The sequence below is a fragment of the Belnapia sp. F-4-1 genome (assembly GCF_000802185.1).
Lineage (GTDB): Bacteria > Pseudomonadota > Alphaproteobacteria > Acetobacterales > Acetobacteraceae > Belnapia.
In genome coordinates this window covers 2,999,106-3,024,146 of sequence record NZ_KN676113.1, presented here as the reverse complement: position 1 = coordinate 3,024,146, position 25,041 = coordinate 2,999,106, and the positions used below count along the sequence as shown (strand labels likewise).

Below are 25,041 nucleotides of genomic sequence, written 5' to 3'. Positions count from 1 at the left end.
TCCCGGTGCATGAACTGCCTCTCTCGTTTACGTTGCCGTGAGGAGATCCCCGCATGACCCTCAACCTCACCCTTCCCGTCGTCCAGCACACCGACTTCACCCCGCGCATCACCGTCATCGGCGTCGGTGGCGGCGGCACGAACGCGGTCAACAACATGATCGCCATGGGCCTCGAAGGGGTCGAGTTCGTCGTCGCCAACACGGATGCGCAGTCGCTGGTGCATTCCAAGGCGGAGAAGCGGGTGCAGCTTGGGCCGCACCTGACACAGGGGCTCGGCGCGGGCGCGAAGCCGGAGATCGGGCGCGCCGCGGCGGAGGAGGCGACGGAGGAGCTGGCGCGGCATCTCGACGGCTGCCACATGGTCTTCATCACTGCCGGCATGGGCGGCGGCACCGGCACGGGCGCGGCGCCGGTTATCGCCCGCATGGCGCGCGAGCGGGGCGTGCTGACGGTGGGCGTGGTGACGAAGCCCTTCGACTTCGAGGGGCCGAAGCGCAAGCGCGCCTCCGAGTCGGGCATCGAGGAACTGCAGAATTTCGTCGACACGCTGATCATCATCCCGAACCAGAACCTGTTCCGGATGGCGACGGAGCGCACCACCTTCGCCGAGGCCTTCAAGCTGGCGGACGAGGTGCTCTATGACGGCGTGCGCGGCGTCACCGACCTGATGATCAAGCCGGGCCTGGTGAACCTCGACTTCGCCGATATCCGCACCGTCATGGCGGAGATGGGCAAGGCGGTGATGGGCACCGGCGAGGCCGATGGCGACGACCGCGCGGTAAAGGCCGCCGAGCGCGCGATCAGCAACCCGCTGCTGGACGACGCCTCGCTGCGCGGCGCGCGCGGCGTGCTGATCAACATCACCGGCGGCTATGACATGACCCTCTTCGAGGTCGACGAGGCCGCCAACCGCATCCGCAAGGAAGTGGACGAGGATGCGCAGATCATCTTCGGCACCTCGGTCGAGGAGGACCTGAACGGGCGGCTGCGCGTTTCCGTCGTCGCCACGGGCATCGATGCGCAGGTGACGCAGGCGGCGGCGCCGGTCGCCGTGCAGGCGGCGCCGGTTGCGGCGGCCGCACCGCAGGGGGGCCTGACCATGCTGCCGGGCGGGCGCCCGGGCCGGCCGGCGATGACGGCGGCGGTGGCCGGTCCGCTGGGCGCGCCGCGGGTGATGCCGACGCGCAGCGGGGCGCTGCGGACGGCGGTGGCGGCGGCGCCCGTCGCCTCGGCGCCGGCCCCGGCCGCGCCGAACCTTCAGGTGATGATCCAGGCCGAGGAAGAGCCGGTCGCCACGGCGGCGCCCGTGACGGCGCCGGTTGCCGTGCAGCCGGTGGCCGCGGTGCAGGCGCCGGCCGTCCCGGCCCGGCCGGCAGGCGCGGGCGGCATCCGTGGCCTGTTCGGCCTCGTCACCGGCGCGGCGCAGAACGGCATGCGGCGGACGCTGACCGAGCCGACCCCGGCACCGGTCGCCCCGCGGCTCGACCAGCCGGTGGCGCAGCGCCCGGCCGAGGCGCCGCAAGGGCAGGTGGATTTCGAGATCCCGACCTTCCTGCGCCGCCAGTCGAACTGACACCAGGACATACTTCGTCGCCTGACGCGGGCCGCCCTGACCGGGGCGGCCCGTTTTGCGTCCGTGCTCATCACGGCTTGCGTGTGCAATGTGCGCCGCAAAAATCTCGCAAAATCAAAGCCTTATACCGTAATATGAAGTAATAAGCCTTGACTCGCGGAACCCCCGTTGTGGTGCCAGGTATTGGGCTGGGCAGACGCCTCAACGACATCCCGGCCGCTCCCTCCATGGGCGCCGGGTTTCCAACAGGGGTAGGCATGGACGGATACTTCCCGCTCGAGACAGGCCGCCGCCGGACGCTGAAGGCCGCCATCGGCTGCGTCGGCATCGGCCTGCACAGCGGCAAGCGCGTGAGCCTGACCCTGCGCCCGGCCGAAGCCGGGGCCGGCATCCGCTTCCGCCGCACCGACCTGGGGGTCGAGATCCCCGCCCTCTACGACCATGTGGTCGATACCCGGCTCTGCACCGCGCTCGGCCTCGCCGAGGCGCCGGAGGTGCGGGTCGGCACGGTCGAGCATGTGATGGCGGCGCTGGCCGGCTGCGGCGTCGATGACGCCATCATCGAGCTGGACGGGCCGGAGGTGCCGATTCTCGACGGGTCGGCGGCGCCCTTCGTCTTCCTCATCGATTGCACGGGCCTCGTCGCCCAGGCCGGGCTTGGCCTGCCGGAGGCGATCGAGGTGCTGCGGCCGGTGCAGGTGCAGGATGGCGAGGGTCCGGATGCGGCCTGGGCCATGCTGGAGCCAACCGGCGGCGACCGGCTGGAGGCGTCGCTCACCATCGATTTCCCGGGCACGGCGATCGGCCGACAGTCGCTCGAGGCGCGGATCTCGCCGCGCGAGTTCCGGGCGGAACTGGCCGAGGCGCGGACCTTCACCCTGGCAGAGGAGGTGGCCCGGCTGCGCGCCGCCGGCCTCGCCCAGGGCGGCAGCCTCGCCAATGCGGTGGTGGTCGACGGGCCGCTGGTGCTGAACCCGGGCGGGCTGCGCCAGGCGGACGAGTTCGTGCGGCACAAGCTGCTCGACGTGGTGGGCGACCTGGCGCTGGCTGGCGCGCCGATCCGCGGGCGGTTCAGCGGGCATCGCTCCGGCCATGCGCTGAACAACCGGCTGCTGCGGGCACTCTTCGCCGATCCGGCCAATTGGCGCGCGGTGCCCTCCTTCACCCTGCCGCAGGCGCTGCCGGCGGCCGAGTATGTGGCGACCCGGCAGCCGGCGATGGCGGTGGCCTGAGGCCGCGCCCCGGGTCCCTGTGGACCCGGGCGGCGGCGTGCTATAAGCCGGGCCCTCCCCTTCGACCGGTCCGTGATGATCCGACGCCTTTCCCCCTTGCTTTCCCTCTGGCTGGCCCTCGCGGCGCTGCCGGGCTGCTCGCTCTTCGGCGGCAATTGGGACGGCAAGCAATCGACCCTCGACAACGAGCGCCAGACCGCCGCGCGAACCAGCAACGTGCTCGACCGTTCGCCCGAGGGGTTGTACGCAGCGGGAATCGAGGCCTTGCAGGCGCGGCGCTACCAGGCGGCGGTCGATCTGTTCGACCAGGTGGAGCGGGACCATCCGCTCTCGGCCTGGGCGACCAATGCGAAGATCATGTCCGCCTATGGCGAGTACATGCGCAACCGCTACACCGAGGCCATCGGCGCGCTCGACCGCTTCATCCAGCTGCATCCGGCGCATCGCGACATCGCCTATGCCTATTACCTGCGTGCGCTCTGCTACTACGAGCAGATCGCCGAGGCGGACCGTGACCAGCGCACGACGGAACAGGCCATGGCGGCGCTGCAGGATGTGGTGAACCGCTTCCCCGACAGCGCCTATGCGCGGGATGCGCGGCTCAAGCTCGATCTCGGCCGCGACCACCTGGCAGGCAAGGAGATGAATATCGGCCGCTTCTACCAACGGCAGAAGCTCTATGGCGCCGCGATCGGGCGGTTCAGGAAGGTGGTCGAGGACTACCAGACCACCAACCACGTCCCGGAGGCGCTGCACCGGCTGACCGAGATCTACCTGACCCTCGGCCTGGTGGACGAGGCGAAGAAGACGGCGGCGGTGCTCGGCCACAACTTCCCCGGCAGCCCCTGGTACCAGGACAGCTACGCGCTGCTGGTCGATGGCGGGCGGCCCGCTCCGGGCGACCGGCCCGGCTTCGCGCGCCGGGCCTGGAACTGGATTTTCTAGCCAAGCATGCTCGCCTCCCTGGCGATCCGCGATGTGGTGCTGATCGAACGGCTCGACCTTTCCTTCGGGGTCGGGCTGACGGTGCTGACTGGCGAGACGGGTGCCGGCAAGTCGATCCTGCTCGACAGCCTTGGCCTCGCCTGTGGGCAGCGGGCGGAGGCGGGGATGGTGCGGTCCGGGCAGGCGCAATGCTCGGTCGCCGCCGGCTTCGTGCCACCCGAGGGGCATCCGGCCTATGCCATCCTTTCCGAGCAGGACATGGAGCCGGAGGAGACGCTGGTGCTCCGCCGCACCGTGCAGGCGGATGGGCGGAGCCGTGCCTTCGTCAATGGGCAGCCGGTCTCGGTCGGGTTGCTGCGCCGGCTGGCGGCGACGCTGGTGGAGGTGCAGGGGCAGCACGACCAGGTGGGGCTTGCCGATCCGGCGACGCATGCCGGGCTGCTGGATGCCTTCGGCGGGCTCGAGAGCAGGCGGACCACGGTCGGTGCGGCCTGGCGGGGCTGGCGGGAGGCGGAGCGCGGCCTCGCCTCGGCTCGCGAGGCGATCGCTGCGGCGCAGCGGGACGAGGAGTTCCTCCGCCATGCCGTGCAGGAACTCTCCGATCTCGCGCCAGTGGAGGGCGAGGAGGAAGAGCTGTCGCAGGAGCGGCAGCGCCTGCAGCAGGGCGAGCGGCGGGGCGAGAGCATCGCCAGCGCCCTGGCCGAGTTGCAGCCGAAGGACCGGCGCCGGGGCGGGCCGGCGGAGGCGCTGCGCAGTGCAGCACGCTCGCTGGAGCGGCTGCCGCCGCCCAATGAGGAAGCCCAGGCCATCGTCGCCCTGCTGGGCGCTGCGCAGGACTCGCTCGCCGAGGCGGAGACCCTGCTGCAACGGCTGATGCTGGAGGATGGGCCCGATCCGCGCCGGCTGGAAGTGCTGGAGGACCGGCTGTTCGGCCTGCGGGCGGCGGCGCGGAAGCATGGCGTGGCCGTGGTCGAGCTGCCGGGGCTTCTGGTGTCGTTGAAGGAGCGGCTCGGCGCTCTGGATGCCGGCAGCGGGCAGGTGGCGCGGCTGGAGCAGGCGGCGGGCGAGGCGCGCCGGGCTTATCTAGCGGCCGGCGAGGCGCTGTCCTCGGCACGGCGCGAGGCGGCGGGACGGCTGGAGCGGGCGCTGGCCAAGGAGCTGCCGCCCTTGAAGCTCGATCGGGCGCGCTTCTTTGTCGAGGTGGCGGCGCGGGACGAGAACAGCTGGGCGGCGGATGGGATGGACCGGGTGACCTTTCTCGTCTCGACCAATCCGGGGCAGACGCCGGGGCATCTGCAGAAGATCGCCTCGGGCGGCGAGTTGTCGCGGCTGATGCTGGCGCTGAAGGTGGTGCTGGCGCGCGGGTCGCCGGTGCCGACGCTGATATTCGACGAGGTGGATGCCGGCATCGGCGGCGCCACGGCGGCGGCCGTCGGCGAGCGGCTGGAGCGCGTGGCCGAACGGCTGCAGGTGCTGGTGGTGACGCACAGCCCGCAGGTAGCGGCGCGCGGGGCGCAGCAGCTGCGCGTCGCCAAGCAGGTGAAGGGCGAGCGGGCGACGACGGTGGTCGAGCCGCTCGACAAGCGCGAGAGGCGCGAGGAGATCGCGCGGATGCTGGCGGGCGAGCGGGTGACGGATGCGGCGCGGGCGGCGGCGGACAGCCTGCTGACGGGTGGGTTGCTGTGAGCCTGCGCAGCTTGCCGCCCGAGAAGCTGACAGAGGAGGAAGCGGCAGCCGAACTCGCCGCGCTCACGGCCGAGATCGCGGCGGCCGACATCGCCTATCACCAGAACGACGCGCCCGAGATCACCGATGCCGAATATGATGCGCTGCGGCGGCGCAACGCGGCGATCGAGGCGCGCTTTCCCGAGCTGAAGCGCAGCGACAGCCCGAGCGAAGCGGCGCCCGGCGCGGCGCCGGCGGCGGGCTTCGCCAAGGCGCGGCACGGCACGCCGATGCTGAGCCTCGACAATGTCTTCAACCCGGAGGAATTCGCCGAGTTCACGCGGACCATCCGGCGCTTCCTCGGCCTGCCGCAGGACGAGGTGCTGCGCTTCGTCGGCGAGCCGAAGATCGATGGGCTCTCGGTCAACCTGACCTATGAGAACGGCGCCTTTGTCCGCGGCGCGACGCGGGGTGACGGCACGCAGGGTGAGGACATCACCCGCAACCTCGAGACGCTGCGCGAGAGCGAGCTGCCGCGGCGGCTTGGGGAGGATGCGCCGGCGCGGATCGAGATCCGCGGCGAGGTCTTCATGGCGAAGGCCGACTTCATCGCCTTCCGCGACGAGCAGGCGCGGCTGGCGGAGGAGCGGGAGCAACGCCGCGCACGGGGCGAGAAGGTGGGGCCGGAGATTCGCATCCCGGCCAATCCGCGCAATGCGGCCGCCGGTTCGCTGCGGCAGCTCGACCCGGAGGTGACAGCGCGGCGGCCCTTGCAGTTCTTCGCCTATGCGCAGGGGGCGTCGAGCACGCCGGTGGCGGAGACGCATTCCGGGTATCTGGATGTGCTGAAGCGCTGGGGCTTCCGCGTCAACCCGCTCTCGGCGCCGCTGCCGGACGAGCATGCGGCGGCCGAGTTCCAGGCGCGCATGGGCACGGAGCGGGCCGGGCTCGACTACGATATCGACGGCGTCGTCTACAAGCTCGACCGGCTGGACTGGCAGTCGCGGCTCGGCTTCGTCGGGCGGGCGCCGCGCTGGGCGGTGGCGTGGAAATTCCCGGCGGAGCGGGCGACCACCACCCTGCTGCGGATCGAGATCCAGGTCGGGCGGACGGGGGCACTGACGCCGCGGGCGGTGATGCAGCCGGTCAATGTCGGCGGCGTCATGGTGCAGCATGCGACGCTGCACAACGAGGACGAGATCGCGCGCAAGGATGTGCGGCTCGGCGACACCGTCGTGCTGCAACGGGCAGGCGACGTGATCCCGCAAATCGTCTCCGTGGTGCTGGAGAAGCGGCCCGAGGGCGCCGAGCCCTTCGCCTTCCCCGAGCGTTGCCCGGCCTGCGGCAGCCATGCGGTGCGGGCGGCGGGCGAGGTGGTAAAGCGCTGCACCGGCGGGCTGATCTGCCCGGCGCAGACCGTCGAGCGGCTGAAGCATTTCGTCGCGCGCAACGCGATGGATATCGAGGGGCTTGGCGAGGAGAACATCCAGACGCTGCATGACGAGGGGCTGGTCAAGGGCCCGGCTGACATCTTCCGCCTCGCGCAGCATGCCGACCGGATGCGGCACTGGGAGGGCTGGGGCGCGCGCTCCAAGCGGGCGGAGGATTCGAAGAAGGTCTCGAACCTGCTTGCCGCCATCGAGGCGCGGCGGGCGCCGCCCTTCGACCGCTTCATTTTCGCGCTTGGCATCCGGCGCATCGGCGAGGCGAATGCCAAGCTGCTGGCGCGGCATTACGGCAGCCTCGTCGAATGGCGGGAGCGGATGCTGGCGGCGCGCATCGTCGGCTCCGAGGCAAGGGAGGAGCTGGGCTCGATCCAGGGCATCGGGCCGGCCATCGCGCAGGAACTGGTCGATTTCTTCGACGAGCCGCGCAACCTGGCGGCGCTCGACGATCTGGCGCAGGAGGTGACGCCGGTGCCGGTGGCGAGTGCCTCGGCCGCGGACAGCCCCTTCGCCGGCAAGACTCTGGTCTTCACCGGCACGCTTGAGACGATGACGCGGCCGGAGGCGGAGGCGCGGGCGGAGACGCTGGGCGCCAAGGTGACGAAGAGCGTCTCCGCGCGGACGGATTTCGTCGTGGTCGGGGCGGATGCGGGCAGCAAGGCGAAGAAGGCCGCGGAGCTTGGCCTTCGCGTGCTGACCGAGGCGGAGTGGCGGGACATGGCGGGGTTCGGGTAGGAACCCTTCCTTAACCCTCGCGGGGGCAAGCTGGGCGGGCAAAACGCATCGCAAGGCCATGCTCAGCGCAGCGGACCTCAGCTTCTGGGCCAGGCAGGCCTACACCCGGGCAACGCCGGCCACCGCCGGCGGCGGATCTGTGAGCGCGGCCACCACCCAACCCGCGGCTGGCGGGGGGACGCAGGACAGTGTCGAGCTGTCGGCGCAGGCGCGGCTGCTGCTCGGCCTCATCCAGGCGATGAATGGCGGGCAGGCGCGCCCCTCTGCGCCGCAGGTCTATGGGCCGCCGGGAATCAGGCTGACGGCGCCGGGATCGGGGACGCTCGGCGGGGCGGGCAGCATCGCGGCGGTATCGGGCGGCAGCCAGCCGCCGGCAGTGGCGGGCGTGCAGGTCGACCCGGCTTCGACAGGGAATGCCACCTCGACCGTCTCCATCACGCCGGCGGGCGGTGCGGTGGCGCAAGTCGCGGCACCGGCCGGGGATAACCTCATCAGCGCCCATGCCCTGGTTGCGGACCGGGCGCAGTCGGCGGCACTGCAGGTCACCACGGGCAGCGGGAAGGACCTGATCGCGGCGGATACGACGGGGCGGCTCAGCCTCGATGCCGGGGCGGGGGATGACCAGGTTTCGGCGCGCTTCGGCGACTTCAGCGATATCGACCTTGGCGATGGCGACAACATGGCGATCATCACCGGGCATTACGGCACGGTCCGCAGCGGCAAGGGCAATGACGTGATCTCGGTGCAGGGAATGGGGACGACTGTCTCGGCCGGGGCGGGCGATGACACGGTCAGCGGCGCGCAATGGGTGAATGCGGGGACGGGCCAGGACAGCGTCCATCTCGGCAATGCGGAGCTTTCGACACTGGTCTACCGGCCGGGCGACGGCTTGGATGAGGTCGTCCTGCCGCCCATCGAGAGCGGCGTGCAGCAGGGCGGCTCGCGGCCGGTGATCGGCGACGGGACTGGGTCCGTCGAGGCGCAGGCGATCGGGATCGACGACTGGGGCGGGTTCCGCATGGGGTTGCCATCCGCGGGCGAGCCGGGGCACGGCAGCGCTCATGCCGCGCTGGTGCTCCAAGGCTTCGGGACGCAGGATGTCACCGCCAGGCTGGATGGCACGGATCTCACCCTCACCCTGCCTGGCGGGCGCGACGCCATCACCATCCGCAACTACACGCCAGGGCGGGTCAGCTTCATCTTCGATGATCGGGCTTATGGCGGAGAGCTGACCGGGACGCGGACCCTGCCGGGCATCAGCTGAGCGGGCGGCAGGCCTCCTCCAGCCATGCGGAGGTGGCGGTGTCGCAGCCGGGGGCGACCAAGGCGAGGACGCGGGCGTGATAGGCGTCGATCCAGCCGCGCTCGGCCGCCGAGAGCAGGCCGGCATCGATCAGGGCGCGGGCATAGGGGGCGAGGGTCAGAGGCTCGAATTCGAGGAAGGGCTTCACCTGGTCAGGCTGCGGCTCGGCATCGCGGACAAGGAGGAGGTTCTCGATGCGGATGCCGTACTGGCCGGGCAGGTAGTAGCCGGGCTCGTCGGAAAGGATCATCCCGGCGGCGAGGGGGACGGGCTTCGCGGCGCGGCTGATGGAGGCGGGGCCTTCATGGACGGAAAGGAAGCTGCCGACGCCATGCCCCGTCCCGTGGTCGAAATCGAGCCCGGCCTGCCAGAGGGCGCGGCGGGCGATGGCGTCGATATGCGGGCCGGCGACGCCCTTCGGGAAGCGCAGCGTGGCGAGCGCCACATGCCCCTGGAGGACGCGGGTGTAGCGGGCGCGCAGCGCTTCGGGCGCCGGGCCGGGGCCGGTCCAAAGGGTACGCGTCACATCGGTGGTGCCGTCGAGGAATTGGGCGCCGCTATCGGTCAGGTAGCACTCGCCCGGGCGGATGGGGCGGTTGGTCTCGGGCGTCACGCGGTAATGGATGACGGCGCCGTTCTCGCCGGCGCCGCTGATGGCGGGGAAGCTTTCGGCCTGGAAAAGCGGCACCTCGCGGCGGAAGGCGAGCAGGCGCTCGGCGGCGCTCATCTCCGTCTCGCGGCCGGTGGGCGCGGCGGCGGCGAACCAGGCGAGGAAGCGGGCGAGCGCCACCGCATCCCGCCGGTGGGCGCTCCGGGCGCCCTCGCGCTCCACCGTGTTCTTGCAGGCGCGCGGCAGGCGGCAGGGGTCGTGGCCCGGGGCGATGGTGGCGCCGGCCTCGCGCAGGCGGGCAGCGAACCAGGCAGGCGTTGCATCCGGGTCGAGGCGGACCGTCTTCCCCGCAAGGCCCGACAGGGCGGCGGGGAGTTCGGAGCGGGGGCGGACCACCACGTCATTGCCAAGATGGCTGCGCGTCTCGGCCGGGACCTTGGCCGGGTCCATGTAGAGCTCGGCGGAGGCATCGGCGCGCAGCAGGGCGAAACCGAGGGCGAGCGGGGTGTGGTCGAGGTCGCCGCCGCGGATGTTCAGCAGCCAGGCGAGGGAGTGCGGGTCGGCCAGCACGGCGGCATCTTCGCCGGCGGCACGCAGGGACTCGGCGGCATTGGCGCGCTTCTCGGCGGCGGCGACGCCGGCATAGCGCAGCGGGTGCGGGCGGGCCTCGGCCATCGGCGGCGCGGGGCGGTCAGCCCAGACGGCGTCGAGCGGGTTGGCGACGAGCGGGACCAGGGCGACGCCGGGGCGCTCCAGCCGGGCCAGGGCGCCTTCGGCGTGGAGCCAGGGGTCGTAGCCGATGCGGCGGCCGGCGGCGTGCTCGGCGAGCCAATCGGCGGCGGGCTGCTCGGTGATGTGGCGCTGCTCCCAAAGCGTGGTGTCAGTCTGCTGGGCGGCCTGGGTGGTGTAGCGGCCATCGGTGAAGAGGGCGGCGCGGTCCATCAGCACCACGGCGAGGCCGGCGCTGCCGGTGAAGCCGGTGAGCCAGGCCAGGCGCTCGCCTGAAGGCGGGACGTATTCGCCGAGATACTCGTCGGCGCGCGGAATGAGGAAGCCGTCGACTCCGGCGCGGGCGAGTTCGGCGCGGAGAGCGGCGAGACGTTCGGCGGAATTCATCGGCAACCCTCACGAAATGGTAAAACAAAAATGCAGGGATCGTGGCAAAGCTCGGCGCCCGCCGCATGGCTCCACTGTGCTCTTCGCAGATGCAACAATCTGGTTTCGTGCCTAATTGCTGCACTGCGAAGCGAGACGGGAAAACCCGCCTCGCAAGGATTGGAACCCAAACCATGGACGCCCGCATGACCAAGGTGGAGGCAGCTCTGCTGCTCCCCCTGCCCCGCAACCCCGCCGCCGAGCAGATCGCCTCGCTGCGCGAGGCAGCCGGCCGCGCGAACCAGGCGGCCCTGCTGCACGGTCTGGCGCGGATCGCCGATGCGATCTTCGGCTGGCCGGCCCGGGCCCGGCTGCGCGCCGAGCTGGCCTCGCTCTCCGAGCGCGAGCTGAGCGATATCGGCCTGACCCGCGGCGATCTCGACCGCGTCGCTCGCGGTGAGCTGAAGCGCTAAGGCACGGGGCATCGCTACCGGCGCAGGACCAGCGTGGTCCAGGCGCCGATATCAATGCGCCGCTCCAGCCTGAGGCCCTGGCGGCGATGCGCCGCCAGCACCATCCGTGCCTGGGTGCCGAGCAGCCCGGCGAGGATGGCGGTGCCGCCCGGGGCCAGATGCGCCGCCAGCTCATGCGCCATGGCGCAGAGCGGCCGCGCAAGGATGTTGGCGAAGACCAGGTCGTAATTCCGGGCCTGCATCGCCCGGCTCTTCCAGCCATCCGCCAGGCGCGGATGCAGCAGGCGCTGTACCCCGTTCAGCGCTGCATTCTCCCGCGCGACGCGGACCGACCAGGGGTCGATATCCGTCGCCAGTACGGGGCGTTTCAGCCACAGCGCCGCGGCAAGGGCGAGGATCGCCGAGCCGGTGCCGAGATCGAGGATCCGGCGCGGGCGGCGATGCGCCATGCCCTCGAAGGCCATGAGGCAACCCTGCGTCGAGGCATGCTCGCCGCTGCCGAAGGCGAGGCCGGCATCCAGCCGCAGGACGATGCGGCCGTGCTCCCGCGGATTCGGCAGGTGGGTCGGGCGGATCAGGAAGCGGCGGCCGACCGGCGCCTCGGGGAAGCTCTCGATGGTGCGGGCGAGCCAGCCCTCGGCCTCGATCGGGCCGGCCTGGAGCGCGGGCATGTCGATGCCGGAGACCAGGGCCGCCAGGGCGAGCGCGCCTTCCAGCTCATCGTCACGCGCGCCGGCCTCGCGGACGCCTTCGAGGCGCCAAGTCTCGGCCGGCTCCTCGCGAAAATAGGCAACCGTGGCGCAGACGGTCTGCAAGGCGGCCTCGAAGGCAGGGATGGCCACCTCGGGCAAGCCTTCGATGGTGAGCACTTCCAACGGCTCGGCACGGCGGCGGGACAGCATCAGGCGCGCTCCAGGAAGCTGTCCAGCACCCGCTTGGGGTCGGATTTCTCGAAATCGACCTCGACGCGGTTGTCGTCCACCGCCGTCACCCGGCCATAGCCGAATTTCTTGTGGAAGACGCGCTCGCCGGGCTTCAGCGGCTGGGCGTGGGAGGGGCGGGCTTGGACTTCCCAGGCGCCGGCCTCGATCACCCGCGGCTTGCGGGATTGCAGCCCGCCGGCGCCGGTGAAGACGGAGGGCATCTCGGCGACGCGCTGGCGGGCCATGCTGGCGCTGCCTTCGCGCCGGATATGGGCGGCCGGCAGTTCCTCGAGGAAGCGGCTGGGGACGGAGGCGGACCAGTTGCCATAGATGCGGCGGTTGGCGGCGGCGGAGATGATGGCCTGCTTCCGAGCGCGCGTGATGCCCACATAGGCGAGGCGGCGCTCCTCCTCGAGCCCCTTCTCGCCGCCCTCCTCCATGGCGCGGGCATGGGGGAAGAGGCCCTCCTCCCAGCCGGGGAGGAAGACGGTGTCGAATTCCAGGCCCTTCGCCGCGTGCAGCGTCATCAGCGAGAGGCGGTCGCCATCCGAGTTCTCGTCGTTCTCCATCACCAGGGCGACGTGCTCGAGGAATCCGGCGAGGCTCTCGAACTCGCCGAGGGCCCGGATGAACTCCTTCAGGTTCTCGAGCCGGCCGGGGGCTTCGGGCGACTTGTCCTGCTTCCACATCTCCGTGTAGCCGCTCTCGTCGAGCAGCGTCGCGGCCACGACGACATGCCCTTCCTTCGACAGCCCTTCGCGCCAGCGGGCGAAGCCGTGCAGCAGCTCGCCGAGGGCGGCGCGGGGCTTGGCGGTGAGGTTCGGCAGCAGGCGATGGGCGGCTGCGGCGAGCGGGATGCTCTCGGCGCGGGCGATCTCGTGCATGCGGCGCATCGCCGTGTCGCCGAGGCCGCGCTTCGGCGTGTTGACGATGCGCTCGAAGGCCAGGTCGTCGGCCGGCTGGGCGAGGACGCGGAGATAGGCCATGGCGTCGCGGATCTCGGCGCGCTCGTAGAATTTGAGGCCGCCGATGACGCGGTAGGGCAGGCCGAGGGTGATCAGCCGCTCCTCGAAGGCGCGGGTCTGGAAGCCGGCGCGGACCAGGATGGCGATCTCGGCGAGCTTGTGGCCGCTGCGCTTGAAGGCCTCGATCCGCTCGCCGACCATCCGGGCTTCCTCCTCGGAATCCCAGAGCGAGACGACGCGGACCTTGTCGCCTTCGGCATCGTTGCGGCCGGCGCGCAGCGTCTTGCCGAGGCGGCCGCTGTTGTGGGCGATGAGGTGGGAGGCGGCGGCGAGGATCGGCTTGGTCGAGCGGTAGTTGCTCTCGAGGCGGACGACCTTGGCGTTCGGGAAGTCCTTCTCGAAGCGTAGGATGTTCTCGATCTCGGCGCCGCGCCAGGAATAGATCGACTGGTCGTCGTCGCCGACGCAGCAGATGTTGCGGTGCGACTGCGCCAGCAGGCGGAGCCAGTAGTACTGGACGAGGTTGGTGTCCTGGTACTCGTCGACCAGGATGTAGCGCAGGCGCCGCTGCCAGTCGGCCAGCACCTCGGGCCGGGTGCGGAAGATCTCCGTCACATGCAGCATGAGGTCGCCGAAGTCGCAGCAGTTGAGGTCGCGCAGGCGGGACTGGTAGGCGGCGTAGAGGCCGCGCGCCTTGCCCGCGGCGTAGTCCGTGTCCTCGGCCGGGGTGACGCGGTCGGGGGCGAGGCCGCGGTCCTTCCAGCGCTGGATCTGGCCCATCAGCCCCTGGGCGGGCCAGCGCTTCAGGTCGATGCCGGCGGCCTCCATCACCTGCTTGAGCAGGCGCATCTGGTCGTCGGTGTCGAGGATGGTGAAGGCGCTGGTGAGGCCGACGAACTCTGCATGGCGGCGGAGCATCCGCGCGCAGAGGGCGTGGAAGGTGCCGAGCCAGAGGCCTTCGGCCGGCTGGCCGAGGATGGCGGAAACGCGCTCGCGCATCTCGCGCGCCGCCTTGTTGGTGAAGGTGACGGCGAGGACCTGGCCGGGCCAGGCGCGGCCGGATTTCAGCAGATGGGCGAAGCGCGTGGTCAGCACGCGGGTCTTGCCGGTGCCGGCGCCGGCCAGGATCAGCACCGGGCCGTCAAGGGTCTCGACCGCCTCCCGCTGCTCGGGGTTGAGGCGGGCGAGGTAGTCGTCGCCGGGCGAAGGGGGGTGGGGACGTGGTGCGGACACCCCTCAGCTATAGAACCTTCGACGAACCTCTCCAACCGCATCGGCACCTCCTGCCTTGCCTGCCTCCTCAACTCGTCCGGGCTCCGTGACACGGTGCCGCTGGATCAGCGGGTGCGGCTGGCGCTGGCGGACCAGGCCTGGCCGGCGCTTGATGTAACTCACGCGGATTGGTTGCGATTCACGCGGTTTTAGTTTGACGGCCTTATCAACTTGAAGTTGTATACGGGGACAGGAGGGTGCTCCTCGGTTGTTGTTAGTGAGATCCCCCCATGCCCGTCATCACAGGTACCTCCAGCAAAGACACATTGAAGGGAGCAGCGGCGGCCGACACCATTACCGGCGGCACGGGCGCTGACCTGATGACCGGCGGGGCCGGGGCAGACCTGTTCGCCTTCAGGACCGGCGACGGGGCGGACATCATCAACGACTTCCAGCTCGGGGTGGACCGGCTGTCGATCGCCAGCGGCAGCTACAACCCCTGGGTGTACCAGACGACCGTCAACGGTATCCAGGGCGTCAGCGTCGTTTACAATGATTCCTGGAGCGATTCGATCTTTCTGGCCGGCCTGACCACCTCGAAGCTCGAATGGCTGACCAACCCGTCGCTGGTTCCGGCGGCGAATGTGGCGCAGACGAGCTTCAACCCCCTCTCCCTCACCGCCGGCAGCGGTCGGACAGCCTGGTCCTGAAGCTCACCCAGGATCACTGGCAGGGTAGCGCGCAGTACACCGTGAAGGTCGATGGCGTGCAGATCGGCGGCACCTTCACCGCCTCCGCGCTGCGGGGCTCGGGCCAGTACGACACGCTGACCCTGAAGGGCGACTGGACCGCCGGCACGCACAAGGTCGACGTCAACTTCCTCACCGACGGCGGCTCGGTGGCGCAGGACCGCAACCTCTACGTCGAGGGGGCGAGCTACGGTGGCGCCGACGTCTCGGATTCGAGCCTCTTTCTCGGCTCGACCGGGGTGAAGAGCTTCTCGTTCTTCGAGGCGCCGCCGCCCTCCGACACCCTCCTCCTCGCCGGCACGGCGGGCAACGACGTGCTCACCGGCAAGCTGGGCGCGGACACGATCAGCGGCGGCAGCGGCGGCGACACGATCACCGGCGGCCTCGGCAACGACAGCCTGGCCGGCGGCGCCGGCGCCGACGTCTTCGTCCTCAAGCCGGGCGACGGCGCCGACATCATTTCCGATTTCAGGCCGGGCGAGGACCGCCTCTCCATCACCACCGACGGAACCTTCTCCGTCTGGCAGGAGGCGGTGTCGGTGGGCGGCATCAGCGGCACGCTGGTGCATTACGGGCCGGGCTCGGGCGACACGGTGATGCTGGCCGGCGTCAGCGGCGCGGCGATGAACACGCTGGTCGACCCGTCCTGGACCTATGCGCCCTCCACGGGCTCCGGCGAGTTCGGCAACCTGATCTTCAACGACGATTTCAGCGGCACGCGGGTCGACTCGACCAAGTGGCCGATCAGCTATGGCGGCGCGACCTACTGGAACGGCGCCTTCCGCTGGGACAACTCGCAGGTCAGCGTCGGCAACGGGATGCTCGATATCGGCATCACCAAGATGGCCGACGGCAGCTGGGCGACGGGCGGCCTCTCCACCACGCTGAACCAATGGAACCCGGGCTTCGCCTTCACCTATGGCAAGGTGGAGATCATGGCGAAGATGAGCGCCGAGGTGACGGGGATGGGGCCGTGCTTCCTGCTCTGGCCGGCAGCAAACGGCGTCTGGCCGCCGGAGCTCGACATCCTCGAGACGCCGAAGGGCAACGGGATGGTCGCCCAGCACTGGCCCGACCCGGTGACCGGCGGCGACGTGTACGAGAGCCATATCTATGACATCGACCTGACCCAATGGCATGTCTACGGGCTGGAGTGGACGCCGGACCGGGTGTCGATGACCGTCAATGGCCAGGTGATGCACACCTACACGCAGAACGTCCCGACCATGAAGATGACGGTCGGGCTGCAGGGCCATGTCGGGGTACCGAGCGACACCTGGTATGGCGGCGCGCCGGGCGCGGATGCGCCGGCCCGCTACGACATCATGGTCGATTTCGTCCGGGTCTATGATTGGCTCGGGTGAACAAGGGGCGGGGCCGCCGCGCGGCGGCCCCTTCCGCCTACCGGTCCGGGTCGCCGCGGCCGCTCGGGTCCATGTTCGGGTCGTGGGCGATGCCGCCGCCGCTGCCCTGGCTGTAGGAGGCGGTGCCCCCTGCCCCGCCGCCGCTCGGCGCCATGGTGCCGCCGCCATGGATGTTGCCGGTGGCGCCGCCCTCCATCGGCGAGATGCCGGTGCGGTCCGGGCGGGCGATGCCGGCCTCGTCGGTTGCGGCGCTGCCCTCCTCCATGTCCTCCGGCGACTGGCCTCCGACGGCCATGGCGCGGGCCTGGCTGGCTGGCATGGTCAGCCAGACCCGGTCGCCCTCGATTATGCGGATGGCGCCGAGCGGGATGTGGTGGTGGTGCCGGCCGCTGCCGTCAGGGTCGTCCTGCTTCGTCAGCTTGATCGCGCCGCGCTCCAGCCCGTCCACCGTGCCGACATGCACGCCATCGGCGCCGACCACTTCCATATGTGGGCGAATCTCGCCAGAGCCTGACATCGCTGCCTCCTTTGCTGTCGGAGGCAGCAACGGGCGAGAGCCGGCGGGGATGCCTATTCGGCCGCCTGCTTCCAGCGGCGTGCGTAGTCGGTCAGCGCCTCGGCCGGGACCGGCTCGATCGGCGTGAAGTCGCGATGGGCGATCCAGTCCGGCCGGGTCGGGGTGCGGATGTGGTTCGAGACGGCGTTGAGCGTCAGGTAGACGATCTTGCGCGGATAGGGGGTGATGTTTGGCGCCGAGCCATGGACGAGATTGCCGTGGAACATCAGCACGCCGCCCGGCTTGCCGGTCGGGGCGACGATGCCGCCCTCCTGCACCAGCCGGGTCACCATGGCGTCATCGAGGGTCCAGAGCGGGTAGGAGGTGGTGCTGGTGTCGTGCCCGGCCTCCAGCGTGCCATGGGCCTGGCTGCGGGGGATCAGCATGAGGGGGCCGTTGATCGGCATCACCTCGTCGAGGAAGACGGCGATGTTCATGGCGCGGGGCTCGGGCATGCCGTCGTCGCGCTTCCAGGTGCCGTAATCCTGGTGCCACTGCCAGACATCGCCGGTGAAGGCGGCCTTCGCGTTGATCTTGAACTGGTGCATGTAGAGCCGTTCGCCGAAGATCTGCTCGACCGGGCCGACGAGGCGCGGATGGGCGCCGAGCAGGCGGAAGGCCTCGTTGAAGGTATGGGCGGCGAAGGCGGTGCGCGGGGCGCCCGACTTCTCGCGCCAGATCTCCGGGCGGTTCTCGGCATAGATCGCCTCCGCCTCGCGGGCGAGGACGGCGACCTCCTCCAGGCTGAAGGTCTCGGGGAGGAAAAGCCAGCCCTCCTCCTGGAATTGGCGGAGTTGTTCCGCATTCAGCGGGCCCTGGTGCTGCATCGCCGTTTCCTCCTGTGGCGTTGCCTGGAGTGTACGCCCGGTCAGGTCGCCCCCCAAAGCCTTTCGGGCGGCGGTGCTTGCCGGCAGGATGGGCCGCAACGCCAAGGGAGGTTCCGCCATGCCGCACCGCATCCCCCGCCGCCCGTTGCTGGCGGTGGCGCTCGCCCTGCCGCACCTGGCCCGCGCCGAGCCATGGCCGACCCGGCCGGTGCGGGTGGTGATCTCCTGGCCGCCGGGCGGTGGGGCGGATATCCCGATGCGGCTGGCGGCGCCCGCCATGCAGCAGGTGCTCGGCCAGCCGCTGGTGCTGGAGAACCGGGCGGGGGCGAGCGGCTCGGTCGGGGCCGGGGTGGTCGCCCAGGCGGCGCCGGATGGCTATACCACGCTGGCCGATACGGCGGCGGGGGCCGTGAACAACCTGCTGATCCCGGGCCTGCCTTATGACTTCGCTACGGCGCTGGTGCCGATCAGCCAGATGGTGAAGTCGCCGCTGATCTGCGTGGTACGCCAGGACCATCCGGCGCGGGACCTGCAAGGGCTGCTGGCGCGGTTGCGGTCGGCGCCGGGGCAGATCCCTTACGCGTCCTCCGGCACCGGGACGGCGACGCATCTGGCGCCGGCCATGCTGCTGCGGCAGGCGGGGGTGTCGGCCAACCATGTCTCCTACCGCGGCGGGGCGGCCTCCGTGGCCGGCGTCCTCGCCGGGGATGCGGAATTCGTCTTCTCCACCCTGCCCCAGGCGGCGCCGCTGGTGATCGAGGGGCGGCTGCGCGGCATTGCCGTCAGCACCAGGGAAAGGCTGGCGAACCTGCCGATGGTGCCGGCGGTGGCGGAGCAGGGTTTCCCCGGCTTCGACATCTATGACTGGCTCGGCTTCTACGCACCGCGGGGAACGCCGGAGCCAGCGGTCACCCGGCTGGCCGAGGCAGCGGCGGCCGGGATGCGCGACCCGGCGGCGGTGAAGCGGCTCGGCGAGATCGGCATGATCCCGGTCGGCAGCGGGCCGGACGAGTTCGGGGCGTTTTTCGCCGATCAGCGGCAGCGGATGGGAGAGCTGATCAAGGCCGAGGGGATCCGGGTGGAGTAGGCTCCGGCCGGGCGCCCAGGATATGGGCGATGGCATAGACCAGATCCGGCCGGTTCAGCGTGTAGAAGTGGAATTCATCGACTCCGTTCGCCTGCAGCAGGCGGACCTGCTCGGCCGCCATGATGACGGAGACCATCCGCCGCGTCTCCGGGTCGTCGTCCAGCCCTTCGAAGAGCCGGCCCATCCAGTCCGGCACGCCGGCGCCGCACATGGCGGAGAACTTCCTCATCTGGTTGAAGTTCGAGACCGGCATGATGCCGGGGACGATCGGCAGGGTGATGCCGGCCGCGGCGCAACGGTCGAGGAAGCGGAGAAAGACCTCGCTGTCGAAGAAGTACTGGGTGATTGCCCGGGTCGCCCCGGCATCGATCTTCCGCTTCAGGTTGTCGAGGTCATGATCGGAGGAGAGGGCTGTGGGATGCGTCTCCGGATAGGCGGCGACGCTGATCTCGAAGGGGGCGATGCGGGTGAGGCCGGCCACCAGGTCTGCGGCATAGGCATAGCCCTCCGGGTGCGGCTCGTAGCGCTCGGCACCGGCCGGCGCGTCGCCGCGGAGGGCGACGATGTGGCGGACCCCTGCATCCCAGTAGCCGCGCGCCACCTCGTCCACCTCGGCCCGCGAGGCACCGACGCAGGTGAGGTGGGCGGCCGGGGTCAGGCTGGTTTCCTTGACGATCCGTGCCACGGTCGCATGGGTGCGGGCCTGGGTGGTGCCGCCCGCGCCATAGGTGACGGAGACGAAGCACGGCCGCAGCGGCTCCAGCCGGCGGATGCAGGACCAGAGCTGGGCTTCCAGCGCATCGGTCTTCGGCGGGAAGAATTCGAAGGAGAGTTTGGGCGGCGGCAATTCCGCGAAGTTCGGCAGGCCACCGAAACGGGGGCCGGTCAGCCAGCGTTGCAGGGTTCCCTGCGGCGGAACTTCGGGAAGGGCATGGTCCATGGCGGACTATCTGCCCATTGCCACTCACCTCCGCAAGCGTCACGCAGGGAAACAGTTTGCAGCGTTATCGGTTACAGCAGATCAATGCTATACGTGTTCCGGAGCGGCTTCCGCCCGGCTGGGCCAGCGGGGATCACTCCGGATCGTCGTGAAAACGGGCGAATTGTCCCCCCCAGGTGATCCCACCTGTCCGAATTTTGTTTAGCGTGTTGTTTTGTCACATGATTTACGTCCCAGGCGATCATGCTTCAGCGGCGGGCCTATCGGCACGGCATGGGGATGCATGGCATCCTGCCGATGAATCCCTGGCTTCTCCGCAACCATGCCAAGACCGATGAGGGCAACCGGACCGATGCGTCAGCCAATCAGACTTCGCCCCTCCCGGGCCGCCCTCGCCGCCCCGCTCCTGGCGGCCGTGCTGCTCGCGGGCTGCGCGACGCGCCCGCCCGCCTCCGACCCCGATGCGACGGCCGAGTATCGGCAGAACAACGACCCGGCGGAGCCGACCAACCGGCGGCTCTTCGCCGTCCACCAGACGATCGACCAGTATGCGCTGCGCCCGGTGGCGGTCGGCTACCGGGCCGTGGTGCCGCAGCCGGTGCGGACGGGCGTCCGCAACGTGCTCGGCAACCTGCGGACGCCGGTGATCCTCGCCAACGACATGCTGCAGGGCGAACCCCGCCGGGCGGGCGACACGCTCGGGCGCTTCGTCATCAATTCGACGCTCGGCGTTGCCGGCATATTTGACGTCGCCGAGAGCTGGTTCGGCGTGCGGGGCCATGCCGAGGATTATGGCCAGACGCTCGCGCGCTGGGGCATCGGCGAAGGGCCGTACCTGTTCATCCCGGTGCTCGGTCCTTCCAACCCGCGCGACCTGGTGGGCTTCGGCCTCGGCATCGTCTCCGACCCGCTCAGCTGGTTCGGCCAGGGCGCGGTGGTGGATGGGCTGGTCTACGGCCGCGCCGGCGCGACCGTGGTCGATACCCGGGAGGGCCTCATCAACACCATCGACGACGTGAACCGCACCTCGCTCGACCCCTATTCCACCCTGCGCAGCGCCTATCGCCAGCGCCGTGCCGCCGAGATCAGCAATGCGGGAGAGGTTGCGCCCGCGGCGGCAACCAGCACGGGATTCGGCGTTGGCACCGGCATGGACCAGCAGCGCAGGTAAGGCCGGTCCGGGAGACAGATGACCATGCATGACCTCGACCGCCGTGCCCTTCTTGGCACGGCCCTCTTCCTCACCGTGGCGGGCTTCGCCGGGCCGGCGCAGGCCCAGGCGGATATCGGCCGCGCCTCCAACTTCATCCAGACCACCGGCCAGGAGCTGGTGGCGGCGATCAACGACCAGACCCGCGACCTGCCGGTGCGGCGGCAGCGTGTCGCCGCCGTCCTGCGTCGCGCCGTCGATGTGGAGCGCGTCGGCCGCTTCATCCTCGGCCGCTGGTGGAACCAGGCCTCGCCGCAGGAGCAGCAGGAGTACCTGAAGCTCTTCGAGGAGACGCTGATCCGCAACCTTTCCGCCCGCTTCGGCGAGTACCAGGGCGTGCGCTTCTCGCTCGGCCGGACGCAGCAGCGGACGGAGGACGACGTCCTGGTGAACACCGTCATCGAGCGGCCGAACACTGCCCCCTTCTCGCTCGACTGGCGCGTCGCCGATGTCGGAGGGCAGCCGAAGGTCGTCGACGTGATCGCCGAGGGGACCTCGCTGCGGCTGACCCAGCGGAGCGAGTATTCCAGCGTGATCCAGCGCAACAACGGATCGGTCGCGGCGCTGCTGACGGCGATGCGCGGACAGATCCAGCAGCTGGCGCAGCGGGAGCAGGGGCGCTAGGGCGGCTCCAGCCCGGGCGGCAGCGAACCGGGCTGATCCATCGCCGCCGCGCCAGCGGGAAGGAGCATGTTCCCGACCGCCGTCCGGACCGCGGCCCAGCCTTCGATCCCCTGCATGAGCGCGATCTCGCCCCGTTGCTCGTGGCGGACCGCATGCGACATCAGGCGGAGGCGTGGGTCGGCGGCCCGGCGGAGGGCTTCGTCTGCCATGGCGATTGCTCCACGGCGGTGGACGCTCATGGCGGCGACGAAGCCGGCGTCGAAAGCCTCGGCCGGGCGGCACGCAGCGCCCAGAATGTCGTCGAGGAGAGCATGCCGGGCATGGATGCGTGGTCCTCGTGACTCGCGGGCGGCAGGTCCGCACCGAACCAGCTTCGGTGCCATTGCGCCAGGATGGCGATCTCGCCGCGCTGCTCGGCCACCATCAGCCGGGCCAAGTCACGCAAGCGCGGGGCGGCGCCCCGCTCGGCGCCGAGTTCGGCGAGCCCCACGCCCTGGGCATGGTGGGCGGCCATCCGCCGAATACAGGCGGCATCGAAAGCAGTACCGGCACCCCAATGCGGTAGTTCGCGCCCCCGGCTGTCAAGCAGGGCCAACAGGGCGAGGCCCAATACACCCATACCCGCCAGCCCGACCCATAACCGGGTGAAGCGGCAGATACCGGGGCCCGGCTCGCGCCCGGCCATCCGCGCCTGGAGCCAGGGGAAGAGCGGATAAAGCGAGGCCGAGCCGAGATGGATGAGCAGGCCGATCCAATAGGCTTGGTTCAGGGTGAAGATCGGCTGCTAGAAGGGCAGCAGCGGCACCAGCACGAACCATTCGGTGGCGGAGGTGAGGACGGCCCAGGGCAGGCCGATCAGCAGGATCGGCCAGGGGCGAAGCCCGGCCGTCCACCGCCCCAGCAGGCCGAAGAAGGCGATGGCCCAGGAGCAGTCCGCCCAATGGTGGAACAGAATGCCGCCGAGCAGCGTGCCCTAGTCCGGGACCTGCTGCAGCACGCCGTCGCGCATCGGGATGGCGGCGACGATCATCCAGTCGACCGCCGCATCGCGCCCGATGCGGGCGGCGAGGAGCTGGGCAACCGCCGTCGAGAAACTGCTGGTGATGAGTCCGAGCACCATGGCCGCGCGCCAAGTAGGGCCCGGCGGCGGCAGGCTCATGCGAGGCTTTCGTAGACGATCATGCGGCGGTCGCGGTAGTCGAAGGCGTCGCACTGCGCCATGCCGATATCCGCCAGCACATGTCGGGAGGCATGGTTGTTCTCCCAAGCCACGGCGATGATGCGGGCGAGCCCGGCGCAATGTCCGAATTTCAGACCAGCCTTTGCCGCCTCGCGCGCATAGCCATGGCCGCGGCATTCCGGCCACAGGGCGAAGCGCAGCGCGATGCCGCGGCCATCCGGCCGCTCCATCAGTCCGGAGATGCCGAGGAATTCCCCGCTCTTGGTATGGAAGACGCACCAGGTGCCGTAGCCCCGCTGGGCCCAGAAGGCGATGTCATCCTCCAGCTCGGCCCGCGCCATCGCCTCCGTGCGGACGCCGTGAAGCATCAGCTCGAAGACGCGCGGGTCGCCCTTCAGCCGGACGAGGTCCGGCAGGTTCTCCTTGCCCGGTGGCGCGAGGGTCAGCCGCGCGGTGCGGACCAGCCGTGCCGGCAAGGGCACGGGATGCGCATGGCCCATGCCCTGCCCTACCGGGTCAGGGGGCGGTACTTGATTCGGTGCGGCTGGTCGGCCGCGGCGCCCAGGCGGCGTCGCTTGTCGGCCTCATAGGCCTGGAAGTTGCCCTCGAACCACTCGACATGGCTGTCGCCCTCGAAGGCGAGGATGTGGGTCGCCAGGCGGTCGAGGAACCAGCGGTCGTGGCTGATGATGACGGCGCAGCCGGCAAAGTCGGCCAGCGCCTCCTCCAGCGCGCGGAGCGTGTCGACGTCGAGGTCGTTGGTCGGCTCGTCGAGCAGCAGCACGTTGTGCGGGTTCTTCAGCATCTTGGCGAGATGCACCCGGTTGCGCTCGCCGCCCGAGAGCACGCCGACCGGCTTCTGCTGGTCGCCGCCCTTGAAGTTGAAGGCGGCGCAGTAGGCGCGGCTCGGCACCGTGCGCTTGCCCATGGTGATCTGGTCCTGGCCGCCGGAGATCTCCTGCCAGACGGTCTTCTTGTCGTCGAGGCTGTCGCGGCTTTGGTCGACATAGCCCAGTTGCACGCTCTCGCCGACAGTCATGGTCCCGGCATCGGGCTTGTCGACGCCGGTGATCATCTTGAACAGCGTGGTCTTGCCGGCGCCGTTCGGGCCGATGACGCCGACGATGCCGCCCGGCGGCAGCTTGAAGGACAGGTCGTCGATCAGCAGCCGATTGCCGAAGCCCTTGCGGATGGCGTCCGCCACGATGACGGTGTTGCCGAGGCGCGGGGCCGGCGGGATCTGGATTTCGGTTGGGTCGGGCGCCTTGTCCAGGCTCCGGGCCAGCAGCTCCTCATAGGCCTGGATGCGGGCCTTCGACTTCGCCTGCCGGGCGGAGGGGCTGCGGCCGATCCATTCCTGCTCCTCGGCGAGCTGGCGTTGGCGGGTGCTTTCCTCCTTCTCCTCCTGGGCGAGGCGCTTGCGCTTCTGGTCAAGGTAGGCGGAGTAGTTGCCCTGGTAGGGAATGCCCCGGCCGCGATCGACCTCGAGGATCCAGTTGGTGACGTTGTCGAGGAAGTAGCGGTCGTGGGTGACGATCAGCACGGCGCCGGAGTAGTCGCGCAGCGTCTTCTCGAGCCAGGAGACGCTCTCGGCGTCGAGGTGGTTGGTCGGCTCGTCGAGCAGCAGCATCTCGGGCTTCTCGAGCAGCAGGCGGCAGAGCGCCACGCGCCGCCGCTCGCCGCCCGAAAGGGTGGTCACGGGGCTCTCGGCCGGCGGGCAACGCAGCGCGTCGAGCGCGATCTCAACGGTACGGTCGATCTCCCAGCCGCCGCCGGCGTCGATCTTCTCCTGCAGGTCGGCCTGCTCGGCCAGCAGGTCGTTCATCTTGTCGTCCGACATCTCCTCGCCGAATGCGAGGGAGATCTCGTTGAAGCGGTCGAGATGGGCCTTCATCTCCTTGAAGGCGAGCATGACGTTCTCGCCGACGGTGAGGTCCGGCTCGAGATGCGGCTCCTGCGGCAGATAGCCGACGCGCACGCCCTCGGCCGCCCAGGCCTCGCCGCCATACTCCTTGTCCTGCCCCGCCATGATGCGCATCAAGGTCGACTTGCCGGCGCCGTTCGGGCCGAGCACGCCGATCTTCACGTCGGGCAGGAAGGACAGGGTGATGCCTTTGAAGACCTCGCGCCCGCCCGGATAGGACTTGGTCAGGTCTTTCATCACATAGGCGTACTGGTAGGAGGCCATGGGCATCGGTCCTGCGGGGCGTTTGGCTCTGGGTTCTAGCGAAGGGGGCCGGTGATTGAAAGCGGCGCCCGGGCATGGGACGGTCCGCGCCCCGATCAACGCGATGCCATGCGGCCGAGGGCCCCGGCCCACCGCCGGG

At 70.2% G+C, this 25,041-nt stretch carries 23 protein-coding genes; 12 read left to right on the top strand and 11 right to left on the bottom strand.

Translation table 11 applies throughout. The annotated features are described in order from the left end of the window. Positions 1–53 precede the first annotated feature (53 nt). From ftsZ to LH62_RS14175, 6 genes are all read left to right on the top strand, one after another. Positions 54–1,574 (top strand): cell division protein FtsZ, encoded by a 1,521-nt coding sequence (gene ftsZ, locus LH62_RS14200; protein WP_043362254.1) that lies wholly within the window; start codon positions 54–56, stop codon positions 1,572–1,574. Positions 1,575–1,831: 257 nt separating this feature from the next. Then, positions 1,832–2,806, top strand: a complete 975-nt coding sequence (gene lpxC, locus LH62_RS14195; protein ID WP_144404488.1) for a UDP-3-O-acyl-N-acetylglucosamine deacetylase — start codon at positions 1,832–1,834, stop codon at positions 2,804–2,806. Between the two features lie 75 nt (positions 2,807–2,881). Continuing rightward, positions 2,882–3,751 carry an outer membrane protein assembly factor BamD gene (locus tag LH62_RS14190; protein WP_043362253.1) on the top strand — a complete coding sequence of 290 codons (870 nt, stop codon included), beginning with the start codon at positions 2,882–2,884 and terminating at the stop codon, positions 3,749–3,751. 6 nt (positions 3,752–3,757) lie between these two features. Next, positions 3,758–5,437 carry a DNA repair protein RecN gene (recN, locus tag LH62_RS14185; RefSeq protein ID WP_043362250.1) on the top strand — a complete coding sequence of 560 codons (1,680 nt, stop codon included), beginning with the start codon at positions 3,758–3,760 and terminating at the stop codon, positions 5,435–5,437. A gap of 2 nt (positions 5,438–5,439) precedes the next feature. Next, entirely contained in the window at positions 5,440–7,596 is a 2,157-nt protein-coding gene (ligA, locus tag LH62_RS14180; RefSeq protein WP_052214990.1) for an NAD-dependent DNA ligase LigA, read from the top strand. A gap of 139 nt (positions 7,597–7,735) precedes the next feature. Continuing rightward, a complete protein-coding gene (locus LH62_RS14175) occupies positions 7,736–8,860 on the top strand; it encodes a hypothetical protein (protein WP_144404487.1) in 1,125 nt (374 codons plus the stop codon). Here LH62_RS14175 and LH62_RS14170 read toward each other — a convergent pair. Beyond that, the gene (locus LH62_RS14170) at positions 8,853–10,625 is read right to left on the bottom strand and encodes an aminopeptidase P family protein (RefSeq protein ID WP_043362245.1); all 1,773 of its coding nucleotides are present in this window, start codon (positions 10,623–10,625) and stop codon (positions 8,853–8,855) included. The genes LH62_RS14175 and LH62_RS14170 overlap by 8 nt on opposite strands. A 173-nt stretch (positions 10,626–10,798) precedes the next feature. Here LH62_RS14170 and LH62_RS28415 point away from each other — a divergent pair, with 173 nt between their 5' ends. Beyond that, the gene (locus LH62_RS28415) at positions 10,799–11,077 is read left to right on the top strand and encodes a DUF1127 domain-containing protein (protein ID WP_052214456.1); all 279 of its coding nucleotides are present in this window, start codon (positions 10,799–10,801) and stop codon (positions 11,075–11,077) included. Between the two features lie 14 nt (positions 11,078–11,091). Here LH62_RS28415 and LH62_RS14160 read toward each other — a convergent pair whose 3' ends face one another. Together LH62_RS14160 and LH62_RS14155 are read right to left on the bottom strand one after the other, a co-directional pair. Next, positions 11,092–11,979, bottom strand: a complete 888-nt coding sequence (locus tag LH62_RS14160; protein ID WP_043362243.1) for a 50S ribosomal protein L11 methyltransferase — start codon at positions 11,977–11,979, stop codon at positions 11,092–11,094. Next, positions 11,979–14,198 carry an ATP-dependent helicase gene (locus LH62_RS14155; RefSeq protein ID WP_043362240.1) on the bottom strand — a complete coding sequence of 740 codons (2,220 nt, stop codon included), beginning with the start codon at positions 14,196–14,198 and terminating at the stop codon, positions 11,979–11,981. The genes LH62_RS14160 and LH62_RS14155 overlap by 1 nt, the downstream gene beginning before the upstream one ends. Before the next feature lie 269 nt (positions 14,199–14,467). On the opposite strand from LH62_RS14155, the gene LH62_RS14150 reads away from it, so the two are divergent. Both LH62_RS14150 and LH62_RS32520 read left to right on the top strand, forming a co-directional pair. Then, positions 14,468–14,887, top strand: a complete 420-nt coding sequence (locus LH62_RS14150) for a hypothetical protein (RefSeq protein WP_144404486.1) — start codon at positions 14,468–14,470, stop codon at positions 14,885–14,887. Further along, entirely contained in the window at positions 14,785–16,290 is a 1,506-nt protein-coding gene (locus LH62_RS32520) for a family 16 glycosylhydrolase (protein WP_082012570.1), read from the top strand. Before LH62_RS14150 ends, LH62_RS32520 begins: the two co-directional genes overlap by 103 nt. A gap of 37 nt (positions 16,291–16,327) precedes the next feature. On the opposite strand, the gene LH62_RS31535 is transcribed toward LH62_RS32520, so the two are convergent. Together LH62_RS31535 and LH62_RS14135 are read right to left on the bottom strand one after the other, a co-directional pair. Further along, on the bottom strand, positions 16,328–16,807 hold the full coding sequence (locus LH62_RS31535; RefSeq protein WP_082012569.1) for a DUF2171 domain-containing protein: 480 nt from the start codon (positions 16,805–16,807) through the stop codon (positions 16,328–16,330). A 53-nt stretch (positions 16,808–16,860) separates the two neighbouring features. Continuing rightward, the gene (locus LH62_RS14135) at positions 16,861–17,673 is read right to left on the bottom strand and encodes a phytanoyl-CoA dioxygenase family protein (protein ID WP_043362232.1); all 813 of its coding nucleotides are present in this window, start codon (positions 17,671–17,673) and stop codon (positions 16,861–16,863) included. 118 nt (positions 17,674–17,791) lie between these two features. Here LH62_RS14135 and LH62_RS14130 point away from each other — a divergent pair, with 118 nt between their 5' ends. Continuing rightward, the gene (locus LH62_RS14130; RefSeq protein WP_043362231.1) at positions 17,792–18,760 is read left to right on the top strand and encodes a tripartite tricarboxylate transporter substrate binding protein; all 969 of its coding nucleotides are present in this window, start codon (positions 17,792–17,794) and stop codon (positions 18,758–18,760) included. Here LH62_RS14130 and metF read toward each other — a convergent pair. After that, entirely contained in the window at positions 18,732–19,700 is a 969-nt protein-coding gene (metF, locus tag LH62_RS14125) for a methylenetetrahydrofolate reductase [NAD(P)H] (RefSeq protein WP_043362228.1), read from the bottom strand. The genes LH62_RS14130 and metF overlap by 29 nt on opposite strands. A gap of 352 nt (positions 19,701–20,052) precedes the next feature. Here metF and LH62_RS14120 point away from each other — a divergent pair, with 352 nt between their 5' ends. Both LH62_RS14120 and LH62_RS14115 read left to right on the top strand, forming a co-directional pair. After that, positions 20,053–20,871, top strand: a complete 819-nt coding sequence (locus LH62_RS14120; RefSeq protein ID WP_052214453.1) for a VacJ family lipoprotein — start codon at positions 20,053–20,055, stop codon at positions 20,869–20,871. Positions 20,872–20,895: 24 nt separating this feature from the next. Next, positions 20,896–21,534: a phospholipid-binding protein MlaC gene (locus tag LH62_RS14115; protein WP_043365823.1), complete on the top strand. Its 639-nt coding sequence runs from the start codon at positions 20,896–20,898 to the stop codon at positions 21,532–21,534. Here LH62_RS14115 and LH62_RS32375 read toward each other — a convergent pair. The 5 genes from LH62_RS32375 to ettA all read right to left on the bottom strand — a co-directional run bounded on the left by LH62_RS32375 (position 21,531) and on the right by ettA (position 24,902). Beyond that, on the bottom strand, positions 21,531–21,743 hold the full coding sequence (locus tag LH62_RS32375) for a DUF305 domain-containing protein (protein WP_255359993.1): 213 nt from the start codon (positions 21,741–21,743) through the stop codon (positions 21,531–21,533). The two genes, LH62_RS14115 and LH62_RS32375, sit on opposite strands and share 4 nt — an antisense overlap. 26 nt (positions 21,744–21,769) lie before the next feature. Further along, positions 21,770–22,219, bottom strand: coding sequence for a DUF305 domain-containing protein (locus LH62_RS32370; RefSeq protein WP_201445501.1), 450 nt, complete (start codon positions 22,217–22,219; stop codon positions 21,770–21,772). 288 nt (positions 22,220–22,507) lie between these two features. Then, positions 22,508–22,654, bottom strand: coding sequence for a hypothetical protein (locus LH62_RS31520; protein WP_201445500.1), 147 nt, complete (start codon positions 22,652–22,654; stop codon positions 22,508–22,510). A gap of 35 nt (positions 22,655–22,689) precedes the next feature. Further along, the gene (locus LH62_RS14105; protein WP_043362225.1) at positions 22,690–23,214 is read right to left on the bottom strand and encodes a GNAT family N-acetyltransferase; all 525 of its coding nucleotides are present in this window, start codon (positions 23,212–23,214) and stop codon (positions 22,690–22,692) included. 8 nt (positions 23,215–23,222) lie between these two features. Further along, positions 23,223–24,902, bottom strand: coding sequence for an energy-dependent translational throttle protein EttA (ettA, locus tag LH62_RS14100; RefSeq protein WP_043365822.1), 1,680 nt, complete (start codon positions 24,900–24,902; stop codon positions 23,223–23,225). Positions 24,903–25,041 lie beyond the last annotated feature (139 nt).

Bases quoted from the DNA above. Each gene is read 5' to 3' on its own strand.
- lpxC (WP_144404488.1), top strand. From the start codon at position 1,832: ATGGACGGATACTTCCCGCTCGAGACAGGCCGCCGCCGGACGCTGAAG.
- LH62_RS14170 (WP_043362245.1), bottom strand. From the start codon at position 10,625: ATGAATTCCGCCGAACGTCTCGCCGCTCTCCGCGCCGAACTCGCCCGC.
- recN (WP_043362250.1), top strand. From the start codon at position 3,758: ATGCTCGCCTCCCTGGCGATCCGCGATGTGGTGCTGATCGAACGGCTC.
- LH62_RS14120 (WP_052214453.1), top strand. From the start codon at position 20,053: ATGCGTCAGCCAATCAGACTTCGCCCCTCCCGGGCCGCCCTCGCCGCC.
- LH62_RS32370 (WP_201445501.1), bottom strand. From the start codon at position 22,219: ATGGCCGGGCGCGAGCCGGGCCCCGGTATCTGCCGCTTCACCCGGTTA.
- LH62_RS14105 (WP_043362225.1), bottom strand. From the start codon at position 23,214: ATGGGCCATGCGCATCCCGTGCCCTTGCCGGCACGGCTGGTCCGCACC.
- metF (WP_043362228.1), bottom strand. From the start codon at position 19,700: ATGGACCATGCCCTTCCCGAAGTTCCGCCGCAGGGAACCCTGCAACGC.
- LH62_RS14135 (WP_043362232.1), bottom strand. From the start codon at position 17,673: ATGCAGCACCAGGGCCCGCTGAATGCGGAACAACTCCGCCAATTCCAG.
- LH62_RS14150 (WP_144404486.1), top strand. From the start codon at position 14,468: ATGCCCGTCATCACAGGTACCTCCAGCAAAGACACATTGAAGGGAGCA.
- ettA (WP_043365822.1), bottom strand. From the start codon at position 24,902: ATGGCCTCCTACCAGTACGCCTATGTGATGAAAGACCTGACCAAGTCC.
- LH62_RS14115 (WP_043365823.1), top strand. From the start codon at position 20,896: ATGCATGACCTCGACCGCCGTGCCCTTCTTGGCACGGCCCTCTTCCTC.
- LH62_RS14160 (WP_043362243.1), bottom strand. From the start codon at position 11,979: ATGCTGTCCCGCCGCCGTGCCGAGCCGTTGGAAGTGCTCACCATCGAA.
- LH62_RS31520 (WP_201445500.1), bottom strand. From the start codon at position 22,654: ATGGTGCTCGGACTCATCACCAGCAGTTTCTCGACGGCGGTTGCCCAG.
- LH62_RS32520 (WP_082012570.1), top strand. From the start codon at position 14,785: ATGGCTGACCAACCCGTCGCTGGTTCCGGCGGCGAATGTGGCGCAGAC.
- ftsZ (WP_043362254.1), top strand. From the start codon at position 54: ATGACCCTCAACCTCACCCTTCCCGTCGTCCAGCACACCGACTTCACC.
- LH62_RS14190 (WP_043362253.1), top strand. From the start codon at position 2,882: ATGATCCGACGCCTTTCCCCCTTGCTTTCCCTCTGGCTGGCCCTCGCG.
- LH62_RS32375 (WP_255359993.1), bottom strand. From the start codon at position 21,743: ATGGCAGACGAAGCCCTCCGCCGGGCCGCCGACCCACGCCTCCGCCTG.
- LH62_RS14130 (WP_043362231.1), top strand. From the start codon at position 17,792: ATGCCGCACCGCATCCCCCGCCGCCCGTTGCTGGCGGTGGCGCTCGCC.
- LH62_RS28415 (WP_052214456.1), top strand. From the start codon at position 10,799: ATGGACGCCCGCATGACCAAGGTGGAGGCAGCTCTGCTGCTCCCCCTG.
- LH62_RS31535 (WP_082012569.1), bottom strand. From the start codon at position 16,807: ATGTCAGGCTCTGGCGAGATTCGCCCACATATGGAAGTGGTCGGCGCC.